Raw genomic sequence first — 22259 nt, forward strand, 5'->3', positions numbered from 1 at the left:
ATGGACGTGCTGTATTTCGCCTGGGTGCGCGAACGCATCGGCCTGCCCAAGGAAAAGGTCGAAACGCAGGCCGCGACGGTCAGCGATCTGGTCGCTGAACTCAGCGCGCGCGAAGACCGCTATGCTGCTGCCTTCGCTGATCTGTCGGCCCTGCGCGTGGCGCTGGATCAGGAACTGTCGGACTTTGACGCCCCGCTGTCGGGCGTGCGCGAGGTTGCGTTCTTTCCGCCCATGACAGGCGGCTGAGATGCGGATCGTCGTACAGGAAGCCCCGTTCGACATGGGGGCCGAAGCCAACGCCTTTGCCGCTGGGGATGATGCTGCCAACGGGGCCATCGTGACCTTTACCGGCGTCGTGCGAGATCTGGCCACGGGCGATCTGGACGTGATGGAGATCGAACACTACCCCGGCATGACCGAACGCGCCCTGACCAAGATCGCTGAAGAAGCACAGTCGCGCTGGTCGCTGGGCGATGTGCTGGTGATTCACCGCCACGGAAGGCTGGCTCCAGGAGATCGGATCATGATGGTGGCCACCGCCTCGCCCCACCGCAATGATGCGTTTGAGGCGGCAGAATACCTGATGGACTACCTCAAATCTCGCGCGCCTTTCTGGAAGAAAGAGATCACCAACGCAGGCGCCGATTGGGTCGCTGCTAAGGACGAAGACGAAGACGCGCTGAGCCGGTGGTGACTTAATCCGCGTTGTTGATGCGTCCGCGCAGTTCCTCAGCCTCTTGCCGGGCGGCGCGCAGGCCTTCCATTGCGGCGGACAGCTCGGCCTCGGTCTGGGTCAGTTGATTGGTCAACTCTGCCTCGCGTTGCTGCAAATAGGTTATGGCCTGATCTCGGGTTTCCTCGGCCTCGTGCAGCTCCTGGCTCATGCGGTCCAAATCGGCCACGTCGCTTTGGCGCACACGGGACAGACGGTGGGCCAACCAGTTGGCGAACCATCCCATACAGAACGCCCCGAACAGGATGATGGCCGTGGCGATGATGAATTCCAGTCTGTTCAACTTATTGGTCCCCCGCGCCGGTATCTGTGGCGTCTTCTGTCGGTCCGGCGTCCGTTTCCATCGCCTCAAGCCCGGTTTCCGTCGCAGAGACGGGTTCGGGGCGGATCAGGCGAAACTCGATCCGCCGGTTTTCTTCGCGGCCTTCTTCTGAATCGTTATCGGCGATGGGTAGCGTCTCGCCATACCCCACGGCGGTATAGCTTGAAGTCGGTACCCGGCGGCCGCGCAACTCGTTCAGGATGGATTGCGCCCGCGCCTGGCTGAGCTGCTGGTTCATTTCCTCACGGCCCTGGCTGTCGGTATGGCCCTGAATCTCCATCCGGATTGGGCCGCAGTCCCGCAGGATTTCGGCGATCTGGTTGACCGTATCACGCGAGTCAGCGGCGACAGTGGCAGACCCAGGTTCAAAGGCGATTTTGCTGGAGGACTGGACCTGCGCGATCTGTTCTTCGCACCGTTCGGGGTCAGGAAGTGTGTCCTCGGGTTTGGGTGGGGCCTGATAGGTGATCGACAGGTTAAATTCCTGGGCGTCGCCCAACTTGTCCGACAAAAGGCTGGTGATCCCGGCCCGTGTGTCGGGGTCATGGGTGACGCCGCTCAGGGCGACGTCATCAGGTGTCACCGTCAGAACGCCGTTGTGTAGTTGCGCCAATGCTTCCAGCCCAGCCAGCACGCGCACGGGCCAGTCGGCAGGCAGGTCCGGTGCGATCCTTGTGGCGGTATAAACCTGTTCCGAGCCAAAGGCCGCGCGGGCAAAGCTGTCGACCATGTCGCGCAGGGTTTCGTCACCCAGACGTCCGCGCATCTGGACCAAACCTTCGGGGCTGCGCGTGGCCGAGAATTCGGGCGGGCCAGCAGGGGCGTCTTCTTCGGGTTCGGGCAGCACGGCATGCAGGGCAAAGACGTCGGGAAGGGCGGTCTCAAGCTCGCCTACTACCCGATCAAAAGTGCCTGGGTCTGTGCCCATTGCGGCCACAAGCGTGATATCCGCGTCGGACATGGTGACAGACCCCTGACCGATCTGTGCCAGCGCCCGAATGCTGAGAATCGCTGCTTCGGACCACCGAGGAGACGGCTCACCCAGTCCGATCGTACAACTATAGGGCCCAGTCATGCCGGTTTCCTGCGCGGCGGCGATGATGGCGGTACGGGCATCTTCATCCTGCGCCGAGCAGGCATCGAACTGACCACCCTCGGCTCCGATCAGATAGCGCAGCGTAAAGGGCGTGATCACCGGGCGCGGGGCCGAGATTGCAAGCCCTATCCGCAAGCTGGGTGGGGCTGCGCGGGTCAGCTCTTGTTCCAGCCGCTCTTTTTCATGGCGACTGTCCGCGATGGCGGTGATCTTGACCAGCCCCGGACTGGCCGAAATCTTGGCACGGGGCAGGCGGACCAGCGCTTCGATGGCGAAATCCAGCGCGTCGTCCCAACCTTTAGGGGTGGGATAGTCGGCCGTTTCCATCAGGTCCGATACGTTGTCGGCATCCAGACGGCGCAACCGCTCGATCAGCGCATCGCGATCTTGGGTGGCGGGGATTAGGCCGATAACCGAGATGCCACTGTCATTGCGCAAAATCTCGGCCGAGAATTTCGGTGGGGTCAGCTGCGTTGTCGGCGCCACCTCCATGTCATCAATGACGCGCGAGGTATCAACCTCGGTCCCGGCGGCGGTCAGGGCGCTGAACCGGGTGGCCTCGTCCTGCGCGGTGCCGGTCAGCACCACGCGCAACCCGTCCGATTCGACCTCGGCCCAGTCATGGCCTTTCAGGTCCAGCGCGCGGCGGACGGCAAATTCCGATGCTTCCTCGACCGCGGTCACCGCATAGCTAGCGGCCAGCAGGGACAACCCGGCCGAAACGAGGAAAATCAGGGCAGCAGCTAAGAAATAGGGCAGGCGCATGTGCGGGCAGACGACTCCTCGGGTGGTTGGGGGGACTCTTACAGAGCCCCGCGCCGAGGTGCAATCAAACCAACAGTGCCACGCACAGGAAGATCAGCGGAATAAGGCCGGTGTCGCGGTTGGCGCGGAACAGTTGCAGCAGCTTGGCGTTGTCCTCGGTGTCCAACCCGCGAAGTTGCCACGCCATGTGCCAGCCCATTGCCCACGGCCCGGCCAGCGCAACAAACAGCGCCATGATCGAGGCCTGCGTGGTTATTGCGTCAATAATTGCCAGACCCATCAGGGAAACGGTGGCCACAAGGAAGTATTTCAGCCACTTGGCCGTGTCCTCTCCGAACAGACGCGCGGTGGATTTGATGCCGATCAATTCGTCATCTTCGGTATCCTGATGGGCATAGATCGTGTCATAGAACAGCGTCCACGCAATCCCCGCCAGATAGAGCAAAATCGCAGGCACGCCGATGGATCCGGTATGCGCGGCCCAGGCCAACAGAACACCCCAATTGAAGGCCAGCCCCAGAAACACCTGCGGCCACCACGTGAACCGTTTGGCGAAGGGATAGATCGTGACCGGCAGCAGCGACAGGACGCCCATTGCTATGGCCGTCTGATTGAAGCTGAGCAGAATGCCCAAAGCCAACAGGCATTGCAGCCCCATCCAGACCACCGCCTGCCGCACCGTGACCTGACCCGAGGGGATGGGCCGCGAGCGGGTACGCTCGACCTGCGCATCGAATTCGCGGTCGGTGATGTCATTCCATGTGCAGCCCGCGCCGCGCATCAGGAAGGCGCCGATGGCGCATCCGGCGGCGATCCACAGATCCTCCCACCGGGGCGAGCCGTCGCTGAGGACAGCCAGCACAAGGCCCCACCAGCAAGGGATCAGCAGCAGCCAAGTGCCGATGGGTCGATCCGCGCGGCTGAGGCGCAGATAGGGGCGGGTAAAGGCGGGCGCGTGAGTGTCGACCCAGTTGCCGCTGACGGCATCAGCGACCTGACCATCTGGTGTTGGGGCATTGCCTTGCATATTAAGGTCTCATGAGTGCAAAGATCAGACTGTATGTAGAGCACCCTTTGGGTGCGGGGCAATCGGTTCCTTTGACGCGTGATCAGGCCCACTACCTGTTCGGCGTCATGCGGCTGGCCGTCGGCGGACAAGTGTCCTTGTTCAACGGCCAAGATGGCGAGTGGCTGGCCGACGTTGCCGAGGCGGGCAAGCGTGGCGGTGTGCTGACTTGCGCCCGCCAGACCAAGCCGCTGCAACTGCCGCCCGATCTGTGGTTCCTATTCGCGCCGATCAAAAAGGCCCGTACTGATTTCATCGTTGAAAAAGCGGCCGAGATGGGGGCTGCGCGCATTCTGCCGGTACAAACCGAATTCACCAATTCCGAGCGTATCCGGCAAGACCGTCTTCAGGCCCACGCGGTCGAAGCAGCCGAGCAATGCGGCGGCACCTACGTGCCAGAGGTTGCCGATCTGCAACGTTTGGACCGACTGTTGGACGCATGGCCCGAGGACCGTCAGCTGATGTTCTGTGATGAGGCCGAGGTCGGCTCGGCCTTGCGTCTGGCTGCCCATGAGTCGGGCCAGCCCTGGGCTATTTTGATCGGGCCCGAGGGTGGGTTTTCGGATCGAGAGCGCGCGCGTCTGGCCGGGTTGTCCTTTTCCCATGTCGTCAGTCTTGGGCCGCGCATCCTGCGGGCCGATACGGCGGCGGTGGCGGCCTTGACCATGTGGCAGCAGGCCTTGGGGGATTGGTCATGAACTGGCGACCGGCTGATACGACGGACGTGCCTGCGATCCGCCGGTTTCTGTCGCGGCATGTCCAGACCTCGATGTTTCCGCTGGCCAATCTGCGCGAATACGGCTTGGGCGGAACCAGCCCGCGCGCGCTGAGTGCCTGGGTGTTGGGTGACGATCCGTGGGCCGTTTTTGCCATCACCAACGAAGGTATGGTTCTGCCACAATGCCCCGATTGTTCCGACGCCGATCTGCTGGCCGCGATCGACCTGATCCGCGGCAGGCCGCTGTTCGGGATTGCAGCCGAGGCGACCCAAGCGCGGCGGATCATGCAGCTTGCGGGCTGGGCGGGCCGTCCCGCGACACTCAATAGTGACGAGCCGGGGTTCACTCTGGACCTGACCCAACTTGTGGTGCCTGATACCACCGGTGCGATGCTTGAGCCTTTGGGTGGGTTCAACGGAGACATCACCGAAGACTGGCGACGGGACTATTTGATCGAGGCGATGGATTTCGCTCCTGACCGCGCGCGGAAACAAGCGCGCAAGGACTATGTGACCTATCTGGACCTAAATTCGCACCGGGTACTTGTGGTTGATGGTCAGCCCGTGGCGATGACAGGGTTCAATGCGCGCCTGCCCGATGTGGTTCAGATCGGCGGGGTCTATACCCCGCCCAAGCTGCGCGGGCGCGGCTATGCGCGATTGGCTGTTTCCTTGCATCTACTCGAGGCAAATGCCAGCGGCGTGTCGCGCGCGGTGCTGTTTGCGGCTTCCAATTCGGCGGCGCGTGCCTATATGGCAATCGGATTCAAACCCGCAGGACAGTTCTCGCTGATCCTGTTCAAGAACCCGAAGGACCCGGCATGAGTTTCATCCGACCCGAAGCCAAACTGACCCTGTGGCGCTGGCGCGAAGTGCTGGTCGCCGTGGCCGTGCTGCTGGTTGGCCTGAGCTGGATTGGCGGTCCGGGTGGCTTGCTGGGCTGGATGGGCTGGGTTTTGGTTGCCGTGGCCGTGGCGCTGGCCGTCATAGGTTTTCAGCGCGCGCGATTCCGTACTGGGGCAGGCGGCCCCGGCGTTGTCACCATCGATGAAGGCCAGATCACCTATCTGGGCCCGCTGGACGGCGGCATGGTCGCCGCACGCGAGATCGAACGGCTGGCACTGGACCCGACCTCGAACCCGGCGCATTGGGTGCTGTCTCAGCCGGGCCAGCCAACGCTTCACATTCCCGTGAATGCCGAAGGGGCCGAGGCGCTTTTTGATGTGTTCTCGAACCTGCCGGGGCTGAAAACCGAACAGATGCTGGCCGAATTGAACGGCGGTGCGGTGCATCCCGTGGTGATCTGGGAAAAGCGCCCGATGCGACCGGCGCATCTGCGGCTGCATTGACACTGGCGACATTTCACCCCACGACTCACCCAAAGACAGACACATCAGGATCGGAGAGCGGTTCATGTCCATCCCCCAGTCCGGCGGCGGGCCGATCGAACGCCACGAACAGCTAGCGGAATATCTGGAATCGGGCTGCAAGCCCAAAGCCGATTGGCGCATCGGGACCGAGCATGAGAAGTTCGGTTATTGCAAGGACACGCTGAAACCGCTGCCGTTCGAGGGTAAACGCTCGATCGTCGCCGTGCTGGAAGGTCTGCGCGACCGCCATGGCTGGGCCGAGGTGCGCGAGGGTGACAACCTGATCGGTCTGGAAAAGGACGGCGCGAATGTCAGCCTGGAACCCGGCGGTGCGCTGGAACTATCGGGTGCTCCGCTGGAGACGATCCACGAGACCTGCGATGAGGTGAACACCCACCTGCGCGAGGTGAAGGATATCGCGGATGAGATCGGTGTGGGCTTCATCGGTCTGGGTGCAGCTCCGATCTGGACCCATGACGAGATGCCGTTGATGCCCAAGGGCCGCTATCGGCTGATGAACGACTACATGGAAAAGGTCGGTACCATGGGCCGCGCAATGATGCGGCGCACCTGTACGGTGCAGGTCAATATCGACTTCGGCTCCGAGGCCGACATGGTCCAGAAACTGCGCGTCGCTCTTGCCCTGCAGCCGGTGGCGACGGCGCTGTTTGCCAACTCACCGTTCTTCGAGGGCAAGCCCAACGGCCAGAAGAGCTGGCGCAGCCATATCTGGCGGCATCTGGATGATGCGCGGACGGGCATGTTGCCCTTCGTGTTCGAAGAGGGCTTTGGGTTCGAGCGATATGTGCAGTACGCGCTCGATGTGCCGATGTATTTCGTCTACCGCGACGGCCAGTATATCAACGCGCTGGGCATGTCCTTCCGCGATTTCCTGCAAGGCAAACTGCCCGCGCTACCCGGCGAAACGCCGACGCTTTCCGATTGGGCCGACCACCTTACCACCGCTTTCCCCGAGGCGCGCATCAAGAAATACATGGAGATGCGCGGCGCGGATGGCGGCCCGTGGCGGCGCTTGTGCGCACTGCCTGCCTTCTGGGTTGGTCTGACATATGACCAAGGCGCGCTGGATGCGGCATGGGATCTGGTCAAAGGCTGGGATGCGGAAACCCGCGAGGAACTGCGCGTTCAGGCTGCCGTTCAGGGTCTTCAGGCGCAGGTTGGCGGCATCAACATGCACGATCTGGCGCGCGAGGTCGTGGCGATCTCTGAGGCTGGTCTGAAATCCCGCGCATTCCCCGGTGCGGGCGGTCTGGTGCCGGATGAGACGCATTTCCTGAACGCGCTGAAAGAAAGCATCGACACAGGGAAAGTCCCCGCCGATGAGTTGCTGGATCACTACAATGGCGACTGGAATGGCGATCTGACCCGGATTTATCCCGAATACAGCTATTGATCAGCACCGTCCCGCTTGCATTCGCAGGGCTGGCCCGATAGCAGGTTGGCGACCAAATTCAGAGGGCGTCATGGACGATCTTAAGGCAAAATATCTGGGCCAAATCGCCGAGGCCAGTGACGAGAACGCGCTTGAGGCGATCCGCGTCGCCGCCGTGGGCAAAAAAGGCGAGGTCGCGCTGAAGATGCGCGAGCTGGGCAAGATGACGCCCGAGGAACGCCAGGTTGCAGGCCCCGCGCTGAACGCCCTGAAGGATGAGATCAACTCGGCGCTCTCCGCCAAAAAATCCGCGCTGGCCGATGCCGCGCTGGATGAGCGTCTGCGCACCGAATGGCTGGACGTCACCTTACCGACCCGCGCGCGCCGTCAGGGCTCGATCCACCCGATCAGCCAGGCGACCGAGGAACTGACCGCGATCTTTGCCGAGCTGGGCTTTTCGGTGGCCGAAGGGCCCCGGATCGAGGACGATTGGTATAATTTTGACGCCCTGAACATCCCCGGCCACCACCCCGCGCGGGCCGAAATGGACACGTTCTACATGCACCGCGCCGAAGGTGACGACCGCCCGCCGCATGTGCTGCGTACCCATACTTCTCCGGTGCAGATCCGCTCGATGGAGAAACAGGGCGCGCCGATCCGCGTCATCTGTCCGGGCGGTGTGTATCGCGCGGACTATGATCAAACCCACACGCCGATGTTCCACCAGGTCGAGGGGCTGGCCATCGACAAAGACATCTCGATGGCGAACCTGAAATGGGTTCTGGAAGAGTTCGTGAAAGCCTTCTTCGAGGTCGACGATGTCGAACTGCGCTTCCGCGCCTCGCACTTCCCCTTTACCGAGCCCTCGGCTGAGGTCGATATCCGCTGTTCGTGGGATAATGGTCAGCTGAAGATCGGCGAGGGCGACGACTGGATGGAGATTCTGGGTTCCGGCATGGTCCACCCCAAGGTGATCGCCGCCGGTGGGATTGATCCGGAGGTCTATCAGGGTTTTGCGTTCGGCATCGGCATCGACCGTCTGGCGATGCTGAAATACGGCATTCCTGATTTGCGGGCGTTCTTTGACAGCGATCTGCGCTGGCTGCGGCACTATGGGTTCGCAGCACTGGATATGCCGAACCTGCATGGTGGTTTGTCGCGGTGACGGTGACATCAAGCGGCATTTTCGAAGGAATTGCCGCTATGAGCCAAGTAGCGATCGCAGTTTCAGTCGCCGCCGGCGTATGGGTAGCTTACCGCCAGCTTCATTCATGGAAAGGTGAAAAACTAACGCTGAAGCGTGCAGATCTCGGGGAAGAATTGATATCTCATGCTACTGAAATGATTGGTAAATTTCAGGCGGTTCGAAACCCGATGGGCTTTGCAGCACCGGCAGGTGAGGATGAAGACGGAACCTATGACTTCCGCCGTAGGCTAAATGAACTGTCCGATCTCAATGACGACTATGCCGAGTTGAGGCGGCTTGGGGTGCGCCAAAAAGCACTCGTTGGAGATAGTGCGGTTCAAGAGGCGATAGATGCAATATTTGATGCACGCATAAAACTGATTGTCGCTCTCAAAGGGAAGATTAGAGATGCGATGAGGGACAGCACACACTATGGGCGCACGTTATCCGAAAAGGATTTTCAAAGAACTGAGAGATACGAAGACGCAATATGGGACGGGTATGATCGGACGGCTAATTCATTGACAGAGAAACTGTCTACGGCTTTGGACACGATTGAAACTAGACTTTTGCCGTATGTTCGCCACTCAACATCGGATTGAAGTAGGTTTTTGCGGCGTGTCGAATATAGAGTGACTTATTACAAACTCGCACACGGTTGTGACGTGACAGTCTGCGTCAGGCGGCTAGGCTCCGGCCTATGATTTACCGACTGCTTTTCCTGCTGATGACCGCCTCCCCTGCACTCGCCATGGGTCCGTGGAAAACCGATTGCCATGGCGACACCGCCTGCGAGCTCGGCGACCGCTCGTATCATGTGCTTGAGCCTGAGGGGTGGGACGGCGAAACGCCTCTGCCCGTTCTGTTGCACTTCCACGGCTGGGCGCGGCAGGGCACTGTGGTGGTGAACCATCAGCGCATCGCTGGGGCCACAAAACTGCGCGGCGTGTTGTTGGTGGCCCCGAACGGGTTGGGCAAAAGCTGGGATTTCTGGACATCGGACACGCGCGACGTGCCCTTTGCTGATGCGGTGCTTGAGGATGTGGCCAAGCGCTATCCGGTGGACCCAGACCGCATCTATGTTTCGGGCTATTCCTTCGGCGGCGCGATGGCGTGGCGCTATGTGTGCCAATCGGGCAATGACATTGCCGCCCTTTTGGCTGTTGCAGGCAGCATCCGTCAGACCGAAGACTGCCCCGAAGCCCCGCGCGAGGCGCGCCATGTACACGGCCTCAGCGATACGGTGATGGACTTCCCCTATGGCACCAACGGTGACACCACCTACCCGGTGGCGCTGTGGCGAGCGGCTTACGATTGCCACGATGCTACCCCGCGCGGCGATTGGAGTGTGGTGCCGATCCTGACCCTCAGCCGGGTCGAGTGGACCGATTGCGCACGCGGGCAGGTGACGCTGGACACGCATCCGGGCGGGCATTTTATCCCCCATGGCTGGATCGGGCGGCAATTGGACGAGCTTTTGGGCCGCACCCCCACCTATCCGTGACGCGCAGCGCTTGCACCTTGGCGCATTCTTTGTCATTGCCTGTGCCGACTGGATGTTTGCCAAAAAAGGCCCCGAGCAATGAAATTCACTCTGTCCTGGCTGAAAGACCACCTCGACACGGACGCGTCGGTTGATGAGATCGCCGAGGCGCTGACCGACCTCGGGCTAGAGGTCGAAGAGATCGTGAACCCGGCGGACCGGCTGGCAGGCTTTACGCTGGGCCATGTGAAACACGCGGAAAAGCATCCCGACGCCGACAAACTGCGGGTTTGCACAGTGGAAACCGACGAGGGCGATCTGCAGATCATCTGCGGCGCCCCCAACGCGCGTGAAGGCATCACTGTCGTGGTCTGCAAGCCGGGCATGTATATCCCCGGTCTGGATATCACGATCAGCGTCGGCAAGATCCGGGGCGTCGAAAGCTTTGGCATGATGGCCTCAGAGCGTGAGCTGGAGCTGTCGGACGAGCATGATGGCATTATCGAACTGCCCTCGGGCGAAGTCGGTGACCGGTTCGTTGACTGGCTGGCAGAGAATGACCCGTCCAAGGTCGATCCGATGATCGAGATTGCGATCACGCCGAACCGCCCCGATGCGTTGGGTGTGGCTGGCATCGCTCGTGATCTGGCAGCGCGTGGGGTTGGCACGCTGAAAGAGCATATCCACGCGCCAGTGCCGGGGGATTTCGAATGCCCGATCAAGGTGACGATTGATGACGACACACTGGACGGCGCGCCGCATTTCACCGGTCGTGTAATCCGGGGCGTCAAGAACGGCCCCAGCCCGCAGTGGCTGCAGGATCAGTTGAAGGCGATTGGTCTGCGTCCGATTTCGGCGCTGGTGGATATCACCAACTATATGACCTTTGACCAGAACCGGCCGCTGCACGTGTTTGATGCCGACAAGGTGCAGGGCAACCTGCGGGTTCACCGCGCCAAGGGTGGTGAAACGCTTGTGGCGCTGGATGAGAAGGAATACACTCTGCAGCGCGGTATGATGGTGATCTCGGACGACAAGGGCGCGGAATCCATCGCGGGTATCATGGGCGGCGAGGAAACCGGCTGTACCGATGAGACGGTCAATGTCTTCCTCGAAAGCGCCTTCTGGGATCATGTGCAGATCGCCCTGACGGGCCGCGCGCTGAAGATTAACTCGGACGCGCGTTACCGCTTTGAACGCGGCGTTGACCCGCAATTCACCCGTGAAGGGCTGGAGCAGGCGACGCAGATGATTTTGGATATCTGCGGCGGTGAAGTGTCTTCGGTTGTTGAGGCCGGGAAGGCTCCGAACCACGCGCGTGCCTATAAGTTGGATGCGGCGCGGGTGCAGTCTCTGGTCGGGATGGAGATACCCGAAAGCGAACAGCGCCAGACCCTGACCCGTCTGGGCTTCCGTCTTGAGGGTGAGATGGCCCATGTGCCCAGTTGGCGTCCCGATATCATGGGTGAGGCCGATCTGGTGGAAGAGGTCGCGCGGATCGCCTCCCTGACCAAGCTGCAGGGCAAACCGCTGCCGCGTGTGACTGATGGCATCCCCAAGGCGGTGATGACACCGACGCAGCGCCGTCAGTCGATGGCGCGCCGGACCTGCGCGGCGCTGGGGTACAATGAATGTGTGTCTTATACGTTCATTGATCAGGCGTCCGCTGCCCTGTTCGGGGGCGGCGATGCCGCGACGCAGCTGGAAAACCCGATTTCCTCGGAGATGAGCCATATGCGCCCCGATCTGCTGCCCGGCCTGCTGCAGGCGGCCGCGCGTAATCAGGCGCGCGGCTTTGCGGATGTCGCTCTGTTCGAGGTTGGTCCGGTCTTCCATGATGGCGAGCCGGGCGATCAGAAAACCCAGATCGCCGGTCTCTTGGTGGGCCGCGATGGCCCCAAGGATGTGCACGGGGCCGCGCGCGCCGTGGATGTGTTCGACGTCAAGGCCGATGTCGAGGCTGTGCTGGCCGCCATCGGAGCGCCCGCCAAGGTGCAGGTCCAGCGCGATGGTGATGCGTGGTGGCATCCGGGACGGCACGGAAAGATCTGCCTGGGGCCGAAAAAGGTGCTGGGTGTGTTCGGTGAGCTGCACCCGCGTATTTTGCAGGCGATGGACATCAGGGGCCCGGCGATGGCGTTTACCATCTGGCCGGACGAGGTACCTCTGCCCCGCAAATCCGGGGCGACCCGTGCGGCATTGGAGCTGCGCGATTTGCAAGCGGTCGAGCGTGACTTTGCCTTTGTCGTCGATGCGGATGTCGAGGCTTTGACGCTGGTGAATGCAGCGGCGGGGGCGGATAAGGCCTTGATCGAGGATGTGCGTGTTTTCGATGAATTCATCGGCGGTAGTTTGGGTGAGGGCAAGAAATCTCTGGCCATTACCGTGCGTTTGCAACCGACGGACAAAACCTTGAAGGAAGAAGATATCGAGGCGGTTGGCCAGAAGATCATCGCCAAGGTCGGCAAGGCCACTGGCGGCGTGTTACGCGGTTAAACCGGCCTTGATCCAAATGCAAAGCGCGCCTGCGGGCGCGCTTTTCTCGTTTCTGGGGATGGTGTTGCCATGTCGCAACAGAAAGCTGTGGGCCCTTTCAGGGGGTTGAGCAGAATCGGCAAGCCACCCTATTGACGCCCTCCTATCGCAATCAAACCCCGGAGTCTGCCAGATGTCAGATCCCAAACGCGCCCAAGCGCCTTTCATTTTCTGATTGCCCGCCAGCATTCCGGCGGGCCTTGTTTCCCGTTGGAGAGCTGTCATGAAACGTCAAGACATCTCGATGATCCGGCAGATATTGCCGCCAGAGATGCCCTTTCCTTATTACCCGGACCGGCAAAGCCCGTGGTTGCTGTGCCAGTCGATGCCGGCTGAGATGCCGATTTCGGACCTTAAACAGTCTGAACTGTCTCGCTTTCTGATGCGCCCTTTGGTGCAGCCGATCGTTGCGTCTTGTGGCGGGGTCTTGCGGCGGCACGATGTAATGGCCGTGGCCCATGCGGATCGCGCGATGCGGCTTGGGGCTTTGGGCCCGGCGGCGACAAGGGGGCTGGAGGTTGCGTATCAATCCGATTGGCTGGATTTCTGCCTGAGCTTCGACATCTGGTCCGGCGAGCAGACGACACGTAAAGCCCACAATCTGGTGGTTCAGCTTGGGTTCCCAAGCGAACACGCGGCGTTACTGTGGCAATTCGAACAGCGTGCTGAGGTTGGCGCCTATCAAAGCAGCCTGCACCCGGTTCGCAGGCACGGGCGCCCGACACTGGCTTGGTGTCGTCTGGATCTGGACCTGCAAAGCGGCCATTGCCTGATCGAAGAGATCCAGTCCGATTGGCTGCGTTTTGTAGGTCGCGCCCGGCGGCGGTTGCAACATCGTGCGCCCCGGTCGCGGGCATTGAGGCTGACCAGCGACTATGAGCAAAGCCTGCAGCAGAGATACGCCAAAATCTGGGCCGATGTGATGATGCTGTCGGTCCTGATGCTGCTGCGGGATGAGTTTGCCGTGCGTGATGTCTGGATGCACCAGCCAGAGTCTGGCGCTAAACTGAAAGGGATTACATGGGGTCGGCTGCCGCCGCGTTCGATCTATACCCGACTGCCGCGTGCATTCGGGTTCCAACAAACGCGCGAGATGCCCCCAATGCTGGGCAGCAAACATCGCAGTACAGCCCGGCGGGCGGTGAAAGAGGATCAGCCGATTTTCTGGCGGTTGCGCTTCTGAACGCCCCTTGGGTTTCCGCCGATTTCTAACTAGGGTCGCAGACAAATAACAAGGAGTTAACTATGGGCCTGAACGTATACCTCTCGGGTGAAATCCATACCGATTGGCGGGAACAGATCATCGATGGCGCCAAGGGGCTGGATGTCACTTTCAACAGCCCCGTCACCGATCACGCCGCCAGCGACGATTGCGGCGTGGCCATTCTGGGGGCAGAGTCGAACAAATACTGGCACGACCACAAAGGTGCGATGGTCAACGCCATTCGCACCCGAAAGGGTATTGCGGATGCCGACGTGGTCGTTGTGCGGTTTGGCGACAAGTATAAACAGTGGAACGCCGCGTTTGATGCGGGTTACGCCGCCGCGTTGGGTAAATCGCTGATCGTGCTGCACGGCTCCGATCATCAGCACGCGTTGAAAGAGGTCGACGCCGCAGCGCTGGCCGTCGCCGAGCACGCCGCTCAGGTGGTCGAGGTGCTGCGCTATGTTCTGACCGGACAACTGCCCGGATAGCGGGCGTCGGGGCGGGGCAATGCCTCGGCCCCGATCTGCCTTAGCTTGTCGCAGGTATAGTTAATCCGCGCTGGACTGCTGGACGTTCCAGGAAACGGTCCACATAAGGCTGAAGATTGGCGAAATCCGACCATCCGAGCAGGTCTTTGACGCCGTAGTAGTCCAACCCGCGCAGCCATGGGACTATGGCGATATCAGCGATCGAGTAGTCCCCGGCGATCCAGTCCTGCCCGTCCAGCTGCGTGTTAACGACGTTCAACAGACGCTTGGCCTCGTTGATGTAGCGCTCGCGCGGGCGAGGGTCTTCGATCTCGCTGCCAGCGAATTTGTGGAAATAGCCAAGCTGCCCGAACATCGGACCCAGCCCGCCCATCTGGAACATCAACCATTGGGTCACACGTGCTTTGTCCGCCGCGGTTTTTCCGATCAGCTGACCGCTTTTCTCAGCCAGATACAGCAGGATCGCACCGCTTTCGAACAATGAGACCGGCTCGCCATCCGGTCCGTTCGGGTCGATGATGGCCGGGATCTTGTTGTTGGGGTTCAGCGAAAGGAATTCGAGGCTTTTTACGTCTGAGTCCGCCAGCGTGACCAGGTGCGCCTCATAGGGCAGGCCGATCTCTTCGAGCATGATCGAGACTTTGACGCCGTTGGGCGTGGGATAGGAATAGAGTTGCAGTTTTTCCGGTGACTGTGCGGGCCAGCGGGCAGTGATCGGGTGGTTTGCGGCGTCCAGCATAGGGGCTCCTGTATGAAGGTTCCGAACACAGTTAGGTGTTGCGGTGCCGATCTACCAGTGGCGCGCGCTGTGCGTTACTGGTCAGATATTGTGCATTCGGGAACAGGCGGGGAAAAGCAGAGAAATCCGCACCTAGACTGACGCGCATTTATCGCTCACAGTTTGGTGATCTCCGCGCGCGTCGCGGGTTTTCTTATGGCTTGTAGAAGGAGAAACGCGTGGATGAAGTTGCTACACAGGTCGGTGCTTTTGCGCCGCTGGTGATGAATGCCGTGAAGGCACTGGTTGTTCTGGTATTGGGCTGGACCGTAGCTGGGATGATCGCGGGCGTGGTGCGGCGTCGCATCAACGCAACCCCACAAATCGATCCGACGCTAGGGAATTTTGTTGCCAGCCTGGTGAAGTGGGCGATCCTGGCGATGGTGCTGGTCGCTGTTCTGGGCATTTTCGGGATCGAGGCCACAAGTATCGTCGCTATTCTGGGTGCCGCCTCGCTGGCCATTGGTCTGGCCTTGCAGGGGACGCTCAGCGATTTGGCGGCCGGGGTGATGCTGGTCGTATTCCGGCCGTACAAGCTGGGTCAGTATGTCGATATTGGCGGTACTGCCGGGACGGTGAAGGATCTGAACCTGTTCACAACGGAACTGGTCACCCCTGACAACGTCCAGATCATCGTGCCCAATGGGCAGGCCTGGGGCAGCGTGATCACCAATTTCTCGGCCCATGACACGCGCCGCGTCGATCTGGTGTTCGGGATCGACTATGGCGACAGCGCGGATGCCGCGATGCAGATCATCCTGGACGTGGCCAAAGCCGACAAGCGTATTCACAGCGACCCCGAGCCTTGGGTGCGGGTGACAAATCTGGGGGACAGCTCGGTCGATCTGACAGCACGCCTTTGGTGTGACGCTGCCGATTATTGGGACGTGAAATTCGAGCTGACCAAGGCTGTGAAAGAGAAATTCGACGCCAAGGGCGTTTCGATCCCTTACCCGCATTCGGTCGAGATTCACAAGCAGGCGTAAATCTCCCGCCCGTCATACGGGCATTGAAATGCCCTTTTCCGGTTGGGCCCAGCGCCGCGCTAATCGCGCGGCGCTGTTGCGTTTTGCGGGAGCGTTCGTCTTGTGTCCTCCGCGCCGCGTCGCAGAAGCAGCGCTATGCCCAACGCTGTAGGCGCCCTCGGCAGAGGGCGCTCTCAGGGGCGGGAGCTGTTCAGGCTTTGATGACCACGTTGGGGGAAACGACGTCAATCCCCAGAGCCTTGCCAACCGCATAGTAGGTTAGCTGACCTGCATGGACGTTCAGACCGGCCATCAAGTGCGGATCGTCCTGGCAGGCCTGTTTCCAGCCCTTGTCAGCCAGAGCCAGCATGAATGGCATTGTCGCATTGCCCAGCGCGATGGTCGATGTGCGCGCCACGGCACCGGGCATGTTGGCAACGCAGTAATGCATGACGCCACCGACCTCGTAGATCGGATCGGCATGCGTGGTGGCCTTCGACGTCTCGAAACAGCCGCCCTGGTCGATGGCAACGTCGACCAGAACCGCGCCGGGTTTCATGGTGGACAGTTGCGCGCGGGTGATCAGTTTGGGTGCTGCTGCGCCGGGGATCAGAACCGCGCCGATCACCATATCTGCCGTCTGGATCAGCTCTGCGGTGGCACCAGCGGTAGAATACTGGTTCTTGAACTGCCCGCCGAACACGTCATCCAGATAGCGCAGGCGGGGCAGCGAGCGGTCCAGAACCGTCACATCCGCGCCCATGCCCGCAGCGATCTTGGCCGCATGCGTGCCGACCACACCGCCGCCAATCACAACCACTTTTGCGGGCCCGACACCTGGCACGCCGCCCATCAGCACACCGCGTCCGCCATTGGCTTTTTGCAGCGTCCAAGACCCGACCTGCGGGGCCAGACGCCCGGCAACCTCTGACATAGGAGCCAGCAGCGGCAGGCCGCCGTTTGCATCGGTCACTGTCTCATAGGCGATGGCAGTACAGCCCGAGGACAGCAGGTCATGGGTCTGATCCGGATCGGGGGCGAGGTGCAGATAGGTAAACAGCAACTGGCCTTCGCGCAGCATCTTGCGCTCACCTGCCTGAGGTTCCTTGACCTTGACGATCATGTCAGCGGTGGCGAATACCTCGGCGGCGGTGTCTACGATCTGTGCACCAGCAGCGACATAGTCGGCATTGTCAAAGCCCGAGCCCAGGCCCGCGCCTGTTTCGATGATCACCTCATGACCCCGCGCAACCGCTTCCTGCGCAGCATTCGGGGTCATGCCGACGCGGAACTCCTGCGGTTTGATCTCTTTTGGGCAACCGATTTTCATTTGGTCTCTCCGTTCATAAACTGCCTAAAGAATGGGCAAGCTGCGCTGCAATTTCTGTGAAACTCTGCCTGTCCTTGCGGTTCTATTCGGGAGAATTTCCTGTATAATGCTCCAGTCACGCAAAGGAATTGCGCCCATGAGCCTAGATACGACGGATCGAAAGATTCTGGCCTCGTTACAGAAAAATGGCCGGATGTCTAATGCAGAGCTGTCCGAGCAGGTGAATCTATCGCCCTCGGCCTGCCATCGTCGGGTCCAACGGCTTGAGGCTGAGGGCTATATCCGCAACTATGTGGCCCTGCTGGACGCACGTAAGATGAACGTACCGACCACGGTGTTTGTCGAGATCACCTTGCAGGGGCAGGCCGAAGAAGTTCTGGACGCGTTCGAAAAAGCCGTTGCCCGTATCCCCGATGTGCTGGAATGCCATCTAATGGCCGGGACGGCGGATTACATTCTGAAAGTCGTGGCCGAAAATACCGAGGATTTTGCCCGCATTCATCGCCAATACCTTTCGCGCTTGCCGGGTGTGGCGCAGATGCAAAGCTCATTCGCGCTGAGAACTGTGTTCAAGACTACGGCGCTGCCGGTCTGACGTCAGGCGGGGCCGGGATAGGTGAACAGCGCCAGATGCGCGGCGTTGAAGGCGAAATGCATCAGAACCGGCACCCATAGCCTGTTGGTCGCGTAATATCCCAATCCGCATCCCGCGCCCAAAATAGCTGCGAACACGACAAGCGCCGGGCCACCGGCAAAATGCACCAGCCCAAACAACAAGCTGGCCGCAGCGATACCAAAGGCCGCGCCGAGCTTTGAGGACAGGGCCGATTGCAGATAGCCGCGAAAAAAGGCCTCTTCCGCCAAACAGGTTAGGAACAGGTTGGACAGCGCAAAGATCAGCCACCAATGTGGCAGACCAACCTCGGGGCGCACCGCTTGCTGGGACAGGCCTAGCGCAAATAAAGCGGGCAAGGTCAATATCCCTAGGATCAATGGCGTTTTGCGAATAGCGGGCAAGCCTGCATTCTGTCCGGGCCAGACCAGAAGTGCGGCGAACAGAACCAAAGGTTTGTCCAGATTCATATACATGGAGAAATCGGTACTTCCGGGTCCGGCCTGCACCTGATCAAGCACCAGAAGATTGTTGAACCCCGGAACGATATGCGCACCCAAGGCCACACACCATAAGATCAGCGCGAAATGGCCGGGCAAAGACCAAAGCCCGGATGTGCGGCGCAGCGCTGCTGCCCCCGCAAGCCCGGTAATCGCGACCACTACGGCGCTGGCCGAAACCAGCCCCTGCGCGAAGGCGACCGTTCCGAACAGGCTCAGCAACGATGCGCCAAGACGCCATCTACCGTACATCGCGCTGATCTGAGCGGCGATCAGGATGAACCAGGGCCAAATAACGGGCAGAAGGGAAAGGAAATGCGCCACAGGCCTCTCGCGGTTTTGACCGGGCCTTGATGCAGCAATAGGGCACGTCGATGCAAGCCGGCGGAGTGCAACCCACTGGCAATGAGTCAATTCCGTCGCTTGCATTCGGGCGTTTTCAGGTCCACATAATTGGGAAGGGTGCCGTTTCCGTGTCCGACCCGCGACCTTGCCGTAACGGTCCGATGAGCATAGGAAGGGGCTTTCATCAATTCATCTGATGACATCAGGCGGTTACATGCGCCCGATAGGGTCCGAACCCGGTTACTAGTAAGGAGCAGACCTTGGCTGACGAATACAACGACGCCCCCAAAGACTGGCTTGAGGCCGAGCTGGAAGACACGCTGGACGAAGATTTCGAGATCGAGTTCAGCGAGCCCATGCTCTCGATGGAGATCCGCAAGATCTATAAGGATCAGCACCCTGAGATGCTGGACCGCAAGGTCTATTTCCGCAACCTGCTGCGCCTTCAGGCTGAACTGATCAGGGTGCAGGATTGGGTACAGCATACCGGGGCCAAGGTTTGTATTCTGTTCGAAGGGCGCGACAGCGCGGGCAAGGGGGGCGTGATCAAGCGGATCACCCAGCGTCTGAACCCTCGGGTCGCGCGGGTTGTGGCTTTGCCCGCGCCCAGTCGCCGGGAACAAAGCCAGTGGTATTTCCAGCGCTACGTTCCGCACCTGCCGGCGGCGGGTGAGATCGTGCTGTTTGACCGGTCATGGTACAACCGCGCGGGCGTCGAGCGGGTCATGGGTTTTGCCACAGAAGATCAGGTTGAACAGTTCTTTCAGGATGTTCCCGAATTTGAACGGATGCTGGTGCGCTCGGGCATCATTTTGCTGAAATACTGGTTCTCGATCACCGATGAAGAACAGCAGTTGCGATTCTTGATGCGTATTCACGATCCGATGAAACAGTGGAAGCTGTCGCCGATGGATCTGGAATCCCGCATCCGGTGGGAGGCTTACACCAAGGCCAAAGAGGATATGCTGTTCCGCACCAATATCTCGGAAGCGCCGTGGTACATCGTCGAAGGCAATGACAAAAAGCGCGAACGTCTGAACTGTATCGAACACTTGTTGACCAAGATCCCCTACACCGATGTACCGCAGGAAAAGGTCAATCTGCCGGATCGCAAGTACAACCCCGAATATGAACGTCGTGTTCTGCCGGATGAGCTGCACGTGCCCAAAATCTACTGATCCTGACGCCCCTGATGTTCCGGGGCGTTTTTCTTTGGGCCAGAAACGACAAACCCCCGAGCGATGCGTCGGGGGTCGTCAAATAGTGTCATCCAAAGCTGGACGAGCGGGGTTTTAGAGCAAACCTTCGCGCTGTGCTTTCTTACGTGCCAGTTTACGGGCACGGCGGATCGCTTCAGCTTTCTCGCGCGCTTTTTTCTCGGACGGTTTCTCGAAATGTTGCTTCAGCTTCATTTCACGGAACACGCCTTCGCGCTGCAGCTTTTTCTTCAGGGCACGAAGCGCCTGATCGACGTTATTGTCGCGAACACTAACCTGCATGTGGTTGTCACCACCTTTCTAGATAGAGTTGCAAGGAAATTGCAGGAAGTGGCCGTATAGCAAAGCCGTTCTAACTTGTCTAGTACTGGTGCCAGAACCCGGAGAACCGCCATGACCACCACTTATGAAGACGCAAAAGAGCAGCTATTGAATGCGATGCTGGACCATGTCCCGTTTGACGGATGGTCGGAAACTAGCTTTCGCATGGCCATCAGTGATTGCGATATTGATGAGGCGCTGGCCCGCTCAATCTGCCCCCGTGGCGCGGTCGATATGGCGCTGGCTTTTCATGCCCAGGGGGATGCGGCCATGGTGGAACGCTTGAAAACCGAGGATTTGAGCGATCTGAAGTTCCGCGACCGTATCGCCGCTGCGGTCCGGTTTCGCCTACAGGCCGTCGATGATAAGGAATTGGTGCGCCGCGGCATGACGCTGTTTTCGCTGCCGATGCATGCGGCGGATGGGGCGAAGGCGATGTGGCAGACCTGCGACCTGATCTGGGACACGCTGGGGGATACCTCGGATGATGTGAACTGGTACACCAAGCGGGCGACGCTGTCGGGGGTCTATTCCTCGACCGTGCTGTTTTGGCTGGGGGATGATTCGCCGGATCATCAGAAGACGTGGGAGTTTCTGGATCGTCGCATCGATAACGTCATGCAGTTTGAAAAGCTCAAGGCGCAGGTGAACGGCAACCCTCTGTTCAAACCTTTCCTTGCGGTTCCGAATTGGTTGGCCGGTCAGGTGAAGGCTCCGATGAAGATGCGGGCTGATCTGCCGGGAATGTTGAACCCACGCAAGTAGCACGTAAGTGTCTGGGCCTTTCCGATTTCGCCTGCTAGGCATTGCGCCAAGGAGGACTTGCCTATGACCCAAATGATGCGCGCCGTTGAAATCACCAAGCCCGGCGGCCCGGATGTGTTGCAACTGACCGAACGCCCAGTGCCCGAGCCCGCCGCTGGTCAGGTGGTGTTGAAAGTGGCCTATGCGGGTGTTAACCGCCCGGATGCTTTGCAGCGTGCGGGCGCGTATGATCCGCCTCCGGGCGCGAGTGATCTGCCGGGGCTTGAGGCGTCGGGCGAAGTCGTTGCCCTCGGCGCAGGGGTCGAAGGTGTCGCCATCGGCGATCAGGTTTGCGCCTTGTTGCCCGGCGGTGGCTATGCCGAATACGTTGCCACGCCCGCTGCCCATTGCCTGCCGGTGCCAGAGGGGATGGGCCTTAAGGAGGCTGCGTGTCTGCCCGAGACCTTCTTTACCGTCTGGTCCAATGTGTTCACACGCGGCGGTCTGAAAGCGGGCGAGCGGTTTTTGGTTCACGGCGGGTCCAGCGGGATCGGAACAACGGCGATCCAGCTTGCAAATGCGTTCGGCGCACGGGTCTTTGCCACCGCCGGATCGGCCGAGAAATGTGCCGCCTGCGAGATACTGGGGGCCGAAAAGGCGATTAATTACCGGGATGAGGATTTCGTATCCACCATGCGCGCCGAAGGCGGGGCGAACCTAATCCTTGATATGGTGGGCGGGGACTATATCCCGCGCAACGTTAAGGCTCTGACCGAGGATGGGCGGCTGGTTCAAATCGCCTTCCTGCAAGGCCCCAAGGTCGAGCTGAACTTTGCCATGATGATGGTGAAACGCCTGACCTTGACCGGCAGCACCCTGCGCCCGCAATCCGATCTGGCTAAGGCCAAAATCGCCCAGGACCTGCGCGAGGCAGTCTGGCCGCTGTTGGATGCAGGCAAGGTTGCACCGGTTATGGACAGCGAATTTGATATGGCCGAGGCCGCAGCGGCCCATACGCGGATGGAAAGCTCGGGCCATATCGGCAAGATCGTTCTGAAAGTGGGCGGCTAAACACCGCCAGCCT

General features: G+C 60.3%; 24 protein-coding genes. 17 read left to right on the plus strand and 7 right to left on the minus strand.

Going from position 1 to position 22259, the window contains the following annotated elements; translation table 11 throughout:
• Together moaD and ACR0DB_RS09180 are read left to right on the plus strand one after the other, a co-directional pair.
• The gene (gene moaD / locus ACR0DB_RS09175) at positions 1 to 246 is read left to right on the plus strand and encodes a molybdopterin converting factor subunit 1 (protein ID WP_170772714.1); all 246 of its coding nucleotides are present in this window, start codon (positions 1 to 3) and stop codon (positions 244 to 246) included.
• A 1-nt stretch (position 247) separates the two neighbouring features.
• Positions 248 to 694 carry a molybdenum cofactor biosynthesis protein MoaE gene (locus ACR0DB_RS09180; RefSeq protein ID WP_480550318.1) on the plus strand — a complete coding sequence of 149 codons (447 nt, stop codon included), beginning with the start codon at positions 248 to 250 and terminating at the stop codon, positions 692 to 694.
• 1 nt (position 695) lies between these two features.
• On the opposite strand, the gene ACR0DB_RS09185 is transcribed toward ACR0DB_RS09180, so the two are convergent.
• The 3 genes from ACR0DB_RS09185 to ubiA all read right to left on the minus strand — a co-directional run bounded on the left by ACR0DB_RS09185 (position 696) and on the right by ubiA (position 3943).
• Positions 696 to 1016 carry a hypothetical protein gene (locus tag ACR0DB_RS09185; RefSeq protein WP_170772712.1) on the minus strand — a complete coding sequence of 107 codons (321 nt, stop codon included), beginning with the start codon at positions 1014 to 1016 and terminating at the stop codon, positions 696 to 698.
• Position 1017: 1 nt separating this feature from the next.
• On the minus strand, positions 1018 to 2916 hold the full coding sequence (locus ACR0DB_RS09190; protein ID WP_480550320.1) for an OmpA family protein: 1899 nt from the start codon (positions 2914 to 2916) through the stop codon (positions 1018 to 1020).
• Between the two features lie 64 nt (positions 2917 to 2980).
• Positions 2981 to 3943 (minus strand): 4-hydroxybenzoate octaprenyltransferase, encoded by a 963-nt coding sequence (ubiA, locus tag ACR0DB_RS09195; protein ID WP_170772710.1) that lies wholly within the window; start codon positions 3941 to 3943, stop codon positions 2981 to 2983.
• Between the two features lie 11 nt (positions 3944 to 3954).
• On the opposite strand from ubiA, the gene ACR0DB_RS09200 reads away from it, so the two are divergent.
• The 10 genes from ACR0DB_RS09200 to ACR0DB_RS09245 all read left to right on the plus strand — a co-directional run bounded on the left by ACR0DB_RS09200 (position 3955) and on the right by ACR0DB_RS09245 (position 14362).
• Positions 3955 to 4680 carry a 16S rRNA (uracil(1498)-N(3))-methyltransferase gene (locus tag ACR0DB_RS09200; protein WP_170772709.1) on the plus strand — a complete coding sequence of 242 codons (726 nt, stop codon included), beginning with the start codon at positions 3955 to 3957 and terminating at the stop codon, positions 4678 to 4680.
• Positions 4677 to 5525 (plus strand): GNAT family N-acetyltransferase, encoded by an 849-nt coding sequence (locus ACR0DB_RS09205; protein ID WP_480550322.1) that lies wholly within the window; start codon positions 4677 to 4679, stop codon positions 5523 to 5525. Before ACR0DB_RS09200 ends, ACR0DB_RS09205 begins: the two co-directional genes overlap by 4 nt.
• On the plus strand, positions 5522 to 6049 hold the full coding sequence (locus ACR0DB_RS09210) for a hypothetical protein (RefSeq protein ID WP_480550324.1): 528 nt from the start codon (positions 5522 to 5524) through the stop codon (positions 6047 to 6049). The genes ACR0DB_RS09205 and ACR0DB_RS09210 overlap by 4 nt, the downstream gene beginning before the upstream one ends.
• Before the next feature lie 64 nt (positions 6050 to 6113).
• On the plus strand, positions 6114 to 7484 hold the full coding sequence (locus tag ACR0DB_RS09215; RefSeq protein ID WP_480550325.1) for a glutamate--cysteine ligase: 1371 nt from the start codon (positions 6114 to 6116) through the stop codon (positions 7482 to 7484).
• Between the two features lie 70 nt (positions 7485 to 7554).
• On the plus strand, positions 7555 to 8628 hold the full coding sequence (gene pheS, locus ACR0DB_RS09220; protein ID WP_480550327.1) for a phenylalanine--tRNA ligase subunit alpha: 1074 nt from the start codon (positions 7555 to 7557) through the stop codon (positions 8626 to 8628).
• Between the two features lie 38 nt (positions 8629 to 8666).
• On the plus strand, positions 8667 to 9251 hold the full coding sequence (locus tag ACR0DB_RS09225; RefSeq protein WP_480550329.1) for a hypothetical protein: 585 nt from the start codon (positions 8667 to 8669) through the stop codon (positions 9249 to 9251).
• Between the two features lie 98 nt (positions 9252 to 9349).
• Positions 9350 to 10153 (plus strand): CE1 family esterase, encoded by an 804-nt coding sequence (locus tag ACR0DB_RS09230; protein WP_480550331.1) that lies wholly within the window; start codon positions 9350 to 9352, stop codon positions 10151 to 10153.
• Positions 10154 to 10231: 78 nt separating this feature from the next.
• On the plus strand, positions 10232 to 12628 hold the full coding sequence (gene pheT, locus ACR0DB_RS09235; RefSeq protein WP_480550333.1) for a phenylalanine--tRNA ligase subunit beta: 2397 nt from the start codon (positions 10232 to 10234) through the stop codon (positions 12626 to 12628).
• A 262-nt stretch (positions 12629 to 12890) separates the two neighbouring features.
• Positions 12891 to 13850 (plus strand): hypothetical protein, encoded by a 960-nt coding sequence (locus ACR0DB_RS09240; RefSeq protein ID WP_480550335.1) that lies wholly within the window; start codon positions 12891 to 12893, stop codon positions 13848 to 13850.
• Between the two features lie 62 nt (positions 13851 to 13912).
• Positions 13913 to 14362, plus strand: coding sequence for a YtoQ family protein (locus ACR0DB_RS09245; RefSeq protein WP_480550337.1), 450 nt, complete (start codon positions 13913 to 13915; stop codon positions 14360 to 14362).
• Positions 14363 to 14402: 40 nt separating this feature from the next.
• Here the strand turns inward: ACR0DB_RS09245 and ACR0DB_RS09250 are convergent, their stop codons facing one another.
• Positions 14403 to 15101 carry a glutathione S-transferase family protein gene (locus ACR0DB_RS09250; protein WP_480550339.1) on the minus strand — a complete coding sequence of 233 codons (699 nt, stop codon included), beginning with the start codon at positions 15099 to 15101 and terminating at the stop codon, positions 14403 to 14405.
• Positions 15102 to 15364: 263 nt separating this feature from the next.
• On the opposite strand from ACR0DB_RS09250, the gene ACR0DB_RS09255 reads away from it, so the two are divergent.
• Positions 15365 to 16126, plus strand: a complete 762-nt coding sequence (locus ACR0DB_RS09255; RefSeq protein ID WP_480550524.1) for a mechanosensitive ion channel family protein — start codon at positions 15365 to 15367, stop codon at positions 16124 to 16126.
• Between the two features lie 190 nt (positions 16127 to 16316).
• Here the strand turns inward: ACR0DB_RS09255 and ald are convergent, their stop codons facing one another.
• Positions 16317 to 17435: an alanine dehydrogenase gene (gene ald / locus ACR0DB_RS09260; RefSeq protein WP_480550341.1), complete on the minus strand. Its 1119-nt coding sequence runs from the start codon at positions 17433 to 17435 to the stop codon at positions 16317 to 16319.
• Positions 17436 to 17571: 136 nt separating this feature from the next.
• Between ald and ACR0DB_RS09265 the strand changes: the two genes are divergently transcribed.
• Positions 17572 to 18030 (plus strand): Lrp/AsnC family transcriptional regulator, encoded by a 459-nt coding sequence (locus tag ACR0DB_RS09265; RefSeq protein ID WP_170772689.1) that lies wholly within the window; start codon positions 17572 to 17574, stop codon positions 18028 to 18030.
• A gap of 2 nt (positions 18031 to 18032) precedes the next feature.
• On the opposite strand, the gene ACR0DB_RS09270 is transcribed toward ACR0DB_RS09265, so the two are convergent.
• The gene (locus tag ACR0DB_RS09270) at positions 18033 to 18872 is read right to left on the minus strand and encodes a CPBP family intramembrane glutamic endopeptidase (RefSeq protein ID WP_480550343.1); all 840 of its coding nucleotides are present in this window, start codon (positions 18870 to 18872) and stop codon (positions 18033 to 18035) included.
• 281 nt (positions 18873 to 19153) lie between these two features.
• Between ACR0DB_RS09270 and ppk2 the strand changes: the two genes are divergently transcribed.
• Entirely contained in the window at positions 19154 to 20071 is a 918-nt protein-coding gene (gene ppk2 / locus ACR0DB_RS09275) for a polyphosphate kinase 2 (RefSeq protein ID WP_170785014.1), read from the plus strand.
• Positions 20072 to 20185: 114 nt separating this feature from the next.
• Here the strand turns inward: ppk2 and rpsU are convergent, their stop codons facing one another.
• A complete protein-coding gene (gene rpsU / locus ACR0DB_RS09280) occupies positions 20186 to 20392 on the minus strand; it encodes a 30S ribosomal protein S21 (RefSeq protein WP_005614280.1) in 207 nt (68 codons plus the stop codon).
• A 111-nt stretch (positions 20393 to 20503) separates the two neighbouring features.
• Between rpsU and ACR0DB_RS09285 the strand changes: the two genes are divergently transcribed.
• Both ACR0DB_RS09285 and ACR0DB_RS09290 read left to right on the plus strand, forming a co-directional pair.
• A complete protein-coding gene (locus tag ACR0DB_RS09285) occupies positions 20504 to 21196 on the plus strand; it encodes a COQ9 family protein (protein WP_170772683.1) in 693 nt (230 codons plus the stop codon).
• A 63-nt stretch (positions 21197 to 21259) separates the two neighbouring features.
• Entirely contained in the window at positions 21260 to 22246 is a 987-nt protein-coding gene (locus tag ACR0DB_RS09290) for an NAD(P)H-quinone oxidoreductase (RefSeq protein ID WP_480550345.1), read from the plus strand.
• Positions 22247 to 22259 lie beyond the last annotated feature (13 nt).

This window comes from Ruegeria sp. AB6 (assembly GCF_056542685.1).

Bases quoted from the DNA above. Each gene is read 5' to 3' on its own strand.
- moaD (WP_170772714.1), top strand. From the start codon at position 1: ATGGACGTGCTGTATTTCGCCTGGGTGCGCGAACGCATCGGCCTGCCC.
- ACR0DB_RS09180 (WP_480550318.1), top strand. From the start codon at position 248: ATGCGGATCGTCGTACAGGAAGCCCCGTTCGACATGGGGGCCGAAGCC.
- ACR0DB_RS09190 (WP_480550320.1), bottom strand. From the start codon at position 2,916: ATGCGCCTGCCCTATTTCTTAGCTGCTGCCCTGATTTTCCTCGTTTCG.
- ubiA (WP_170772710.1), bottom strand. From the start codon at position 3,943: ATGCAAGGCAATGCCCCAACACCAGATGGTCAGGTCGCTGATGCCGTC.
- ACR0DB_RS09200 (WP_170772709.1), top strand. From the start codon at position 3,955: ATGAGTGCAAAGATCAGACTGTATGTAGAGCACCCTTTGGGTGCGGGG.
- ACR0DB_RS09205 (WP_480550322.1), top strand. From the start codon at position 4,677: ATGAACTGGCGACCGGCTGATACGACGGACGTGCCTGCGATCCGCCGG.
- ACR0DB_RS09210 (WP_480550324.1), top strand. From the start codon at position 5,522: ATGAGTTTCATCCGACCCGAAGCCAAACTGACCCTGTGGCGCTGGCGC.
- ACR0DB_RS09215 (WP_480550325.1), top strand. From the start codon at position 6,114: ATGTCCATCCCCCAGTCCGGCGGCGGGCCGATCGAACGCCACGAACAG.
- pheS (WP_480550327.1), top strand. From the start codon at position 7,555: ATGGACGATCTTAAGGCAAAATATCTGGGCCAAATCGCCGAGGCCAGT.
- ACR0DB_RS09225 (WP_480550329.1), top strand. From the start codon at position 8,667: ATGAGCCAAGTAGCGATCGCAGTTTCAGTCGCCGCCGGCGTATGGGTA.
- ACR0DB_RS09230 (WP_480550331.1), top strand. From the start codon at position 9,350: ATGATTTACCGACTGCTTTTCCTGCTGATGACCGCCTCCCCTGCACTC.
- pheT (WP_480550333.1), top strand. From the start codon at position 10,232: ATGAAATTCACTCTGTCCTGGCTGAAAGACCACCTCGACACGGACGCG.
- ACR0DB_RS09240 (WP_480550335.1), top strand. From the start codon at position 12,891: ATGAAACGTCAAGACATCTCGATGATCCGGCAGATATTGCCGCCAGAG.
- ACR0DB_RS09245 (WP_480550337.1), top strand. From the start codon at position 13,913: ATGGGCCTGAACGTATACCTCTCGGGTGAAATCCATACCGATTGGCGG.
- ACR0DB_RS09250 (WP_480550339.1), bottom strand. From the start codon at position 15,101: ATGCTGGACGCCGCAAACCACCCGATCACTGCCCGCTGGCCCGCACAG.
- ACR0DB_RS09255 (WP_480550524.1), top strand. From the start codon at position 15,365: ATGAATGCCGTGAAGGCACTGGTTGTTCTGGTATTGGGCTGGACCGTA.
- ald (WP_480550341.1), bottom strand. From the start codon at position 17,435: ATGAAAATCGGTTGCCCAAAAGAGATCAAACCGCAGGAGTTCCGCGTC.
- ACR0DB_RS09265 (WP_170772689.1), top strand. From the start codon at position 17,572: ATGAGCCTAGATACGACGGATCGAAAGATTCTGGCCTCGTTACAGAAA.
- rpsU (WP_005614280.1), bottom strand. From the start codon at position 20,392: ATGCAGGTTAGTGTTCGCGACAATAACGTCGATCAGGCGCTTCGTGCC.
- ACR0DB_RS09285 (WP_170772683.1), top strand. From the start codon at position 20,504: ATGACCACCACTTATGAAGACGCAAAAGAGCAGCTATTGAATGCGATG.
- ACR0DB_RS09290 (WP_480550345.1), top strand. From the start codon at position 21,260: ATGACCCAAATGATGCGCGCCGTTGAAATCACCAAGCCCGGCGGCCCG.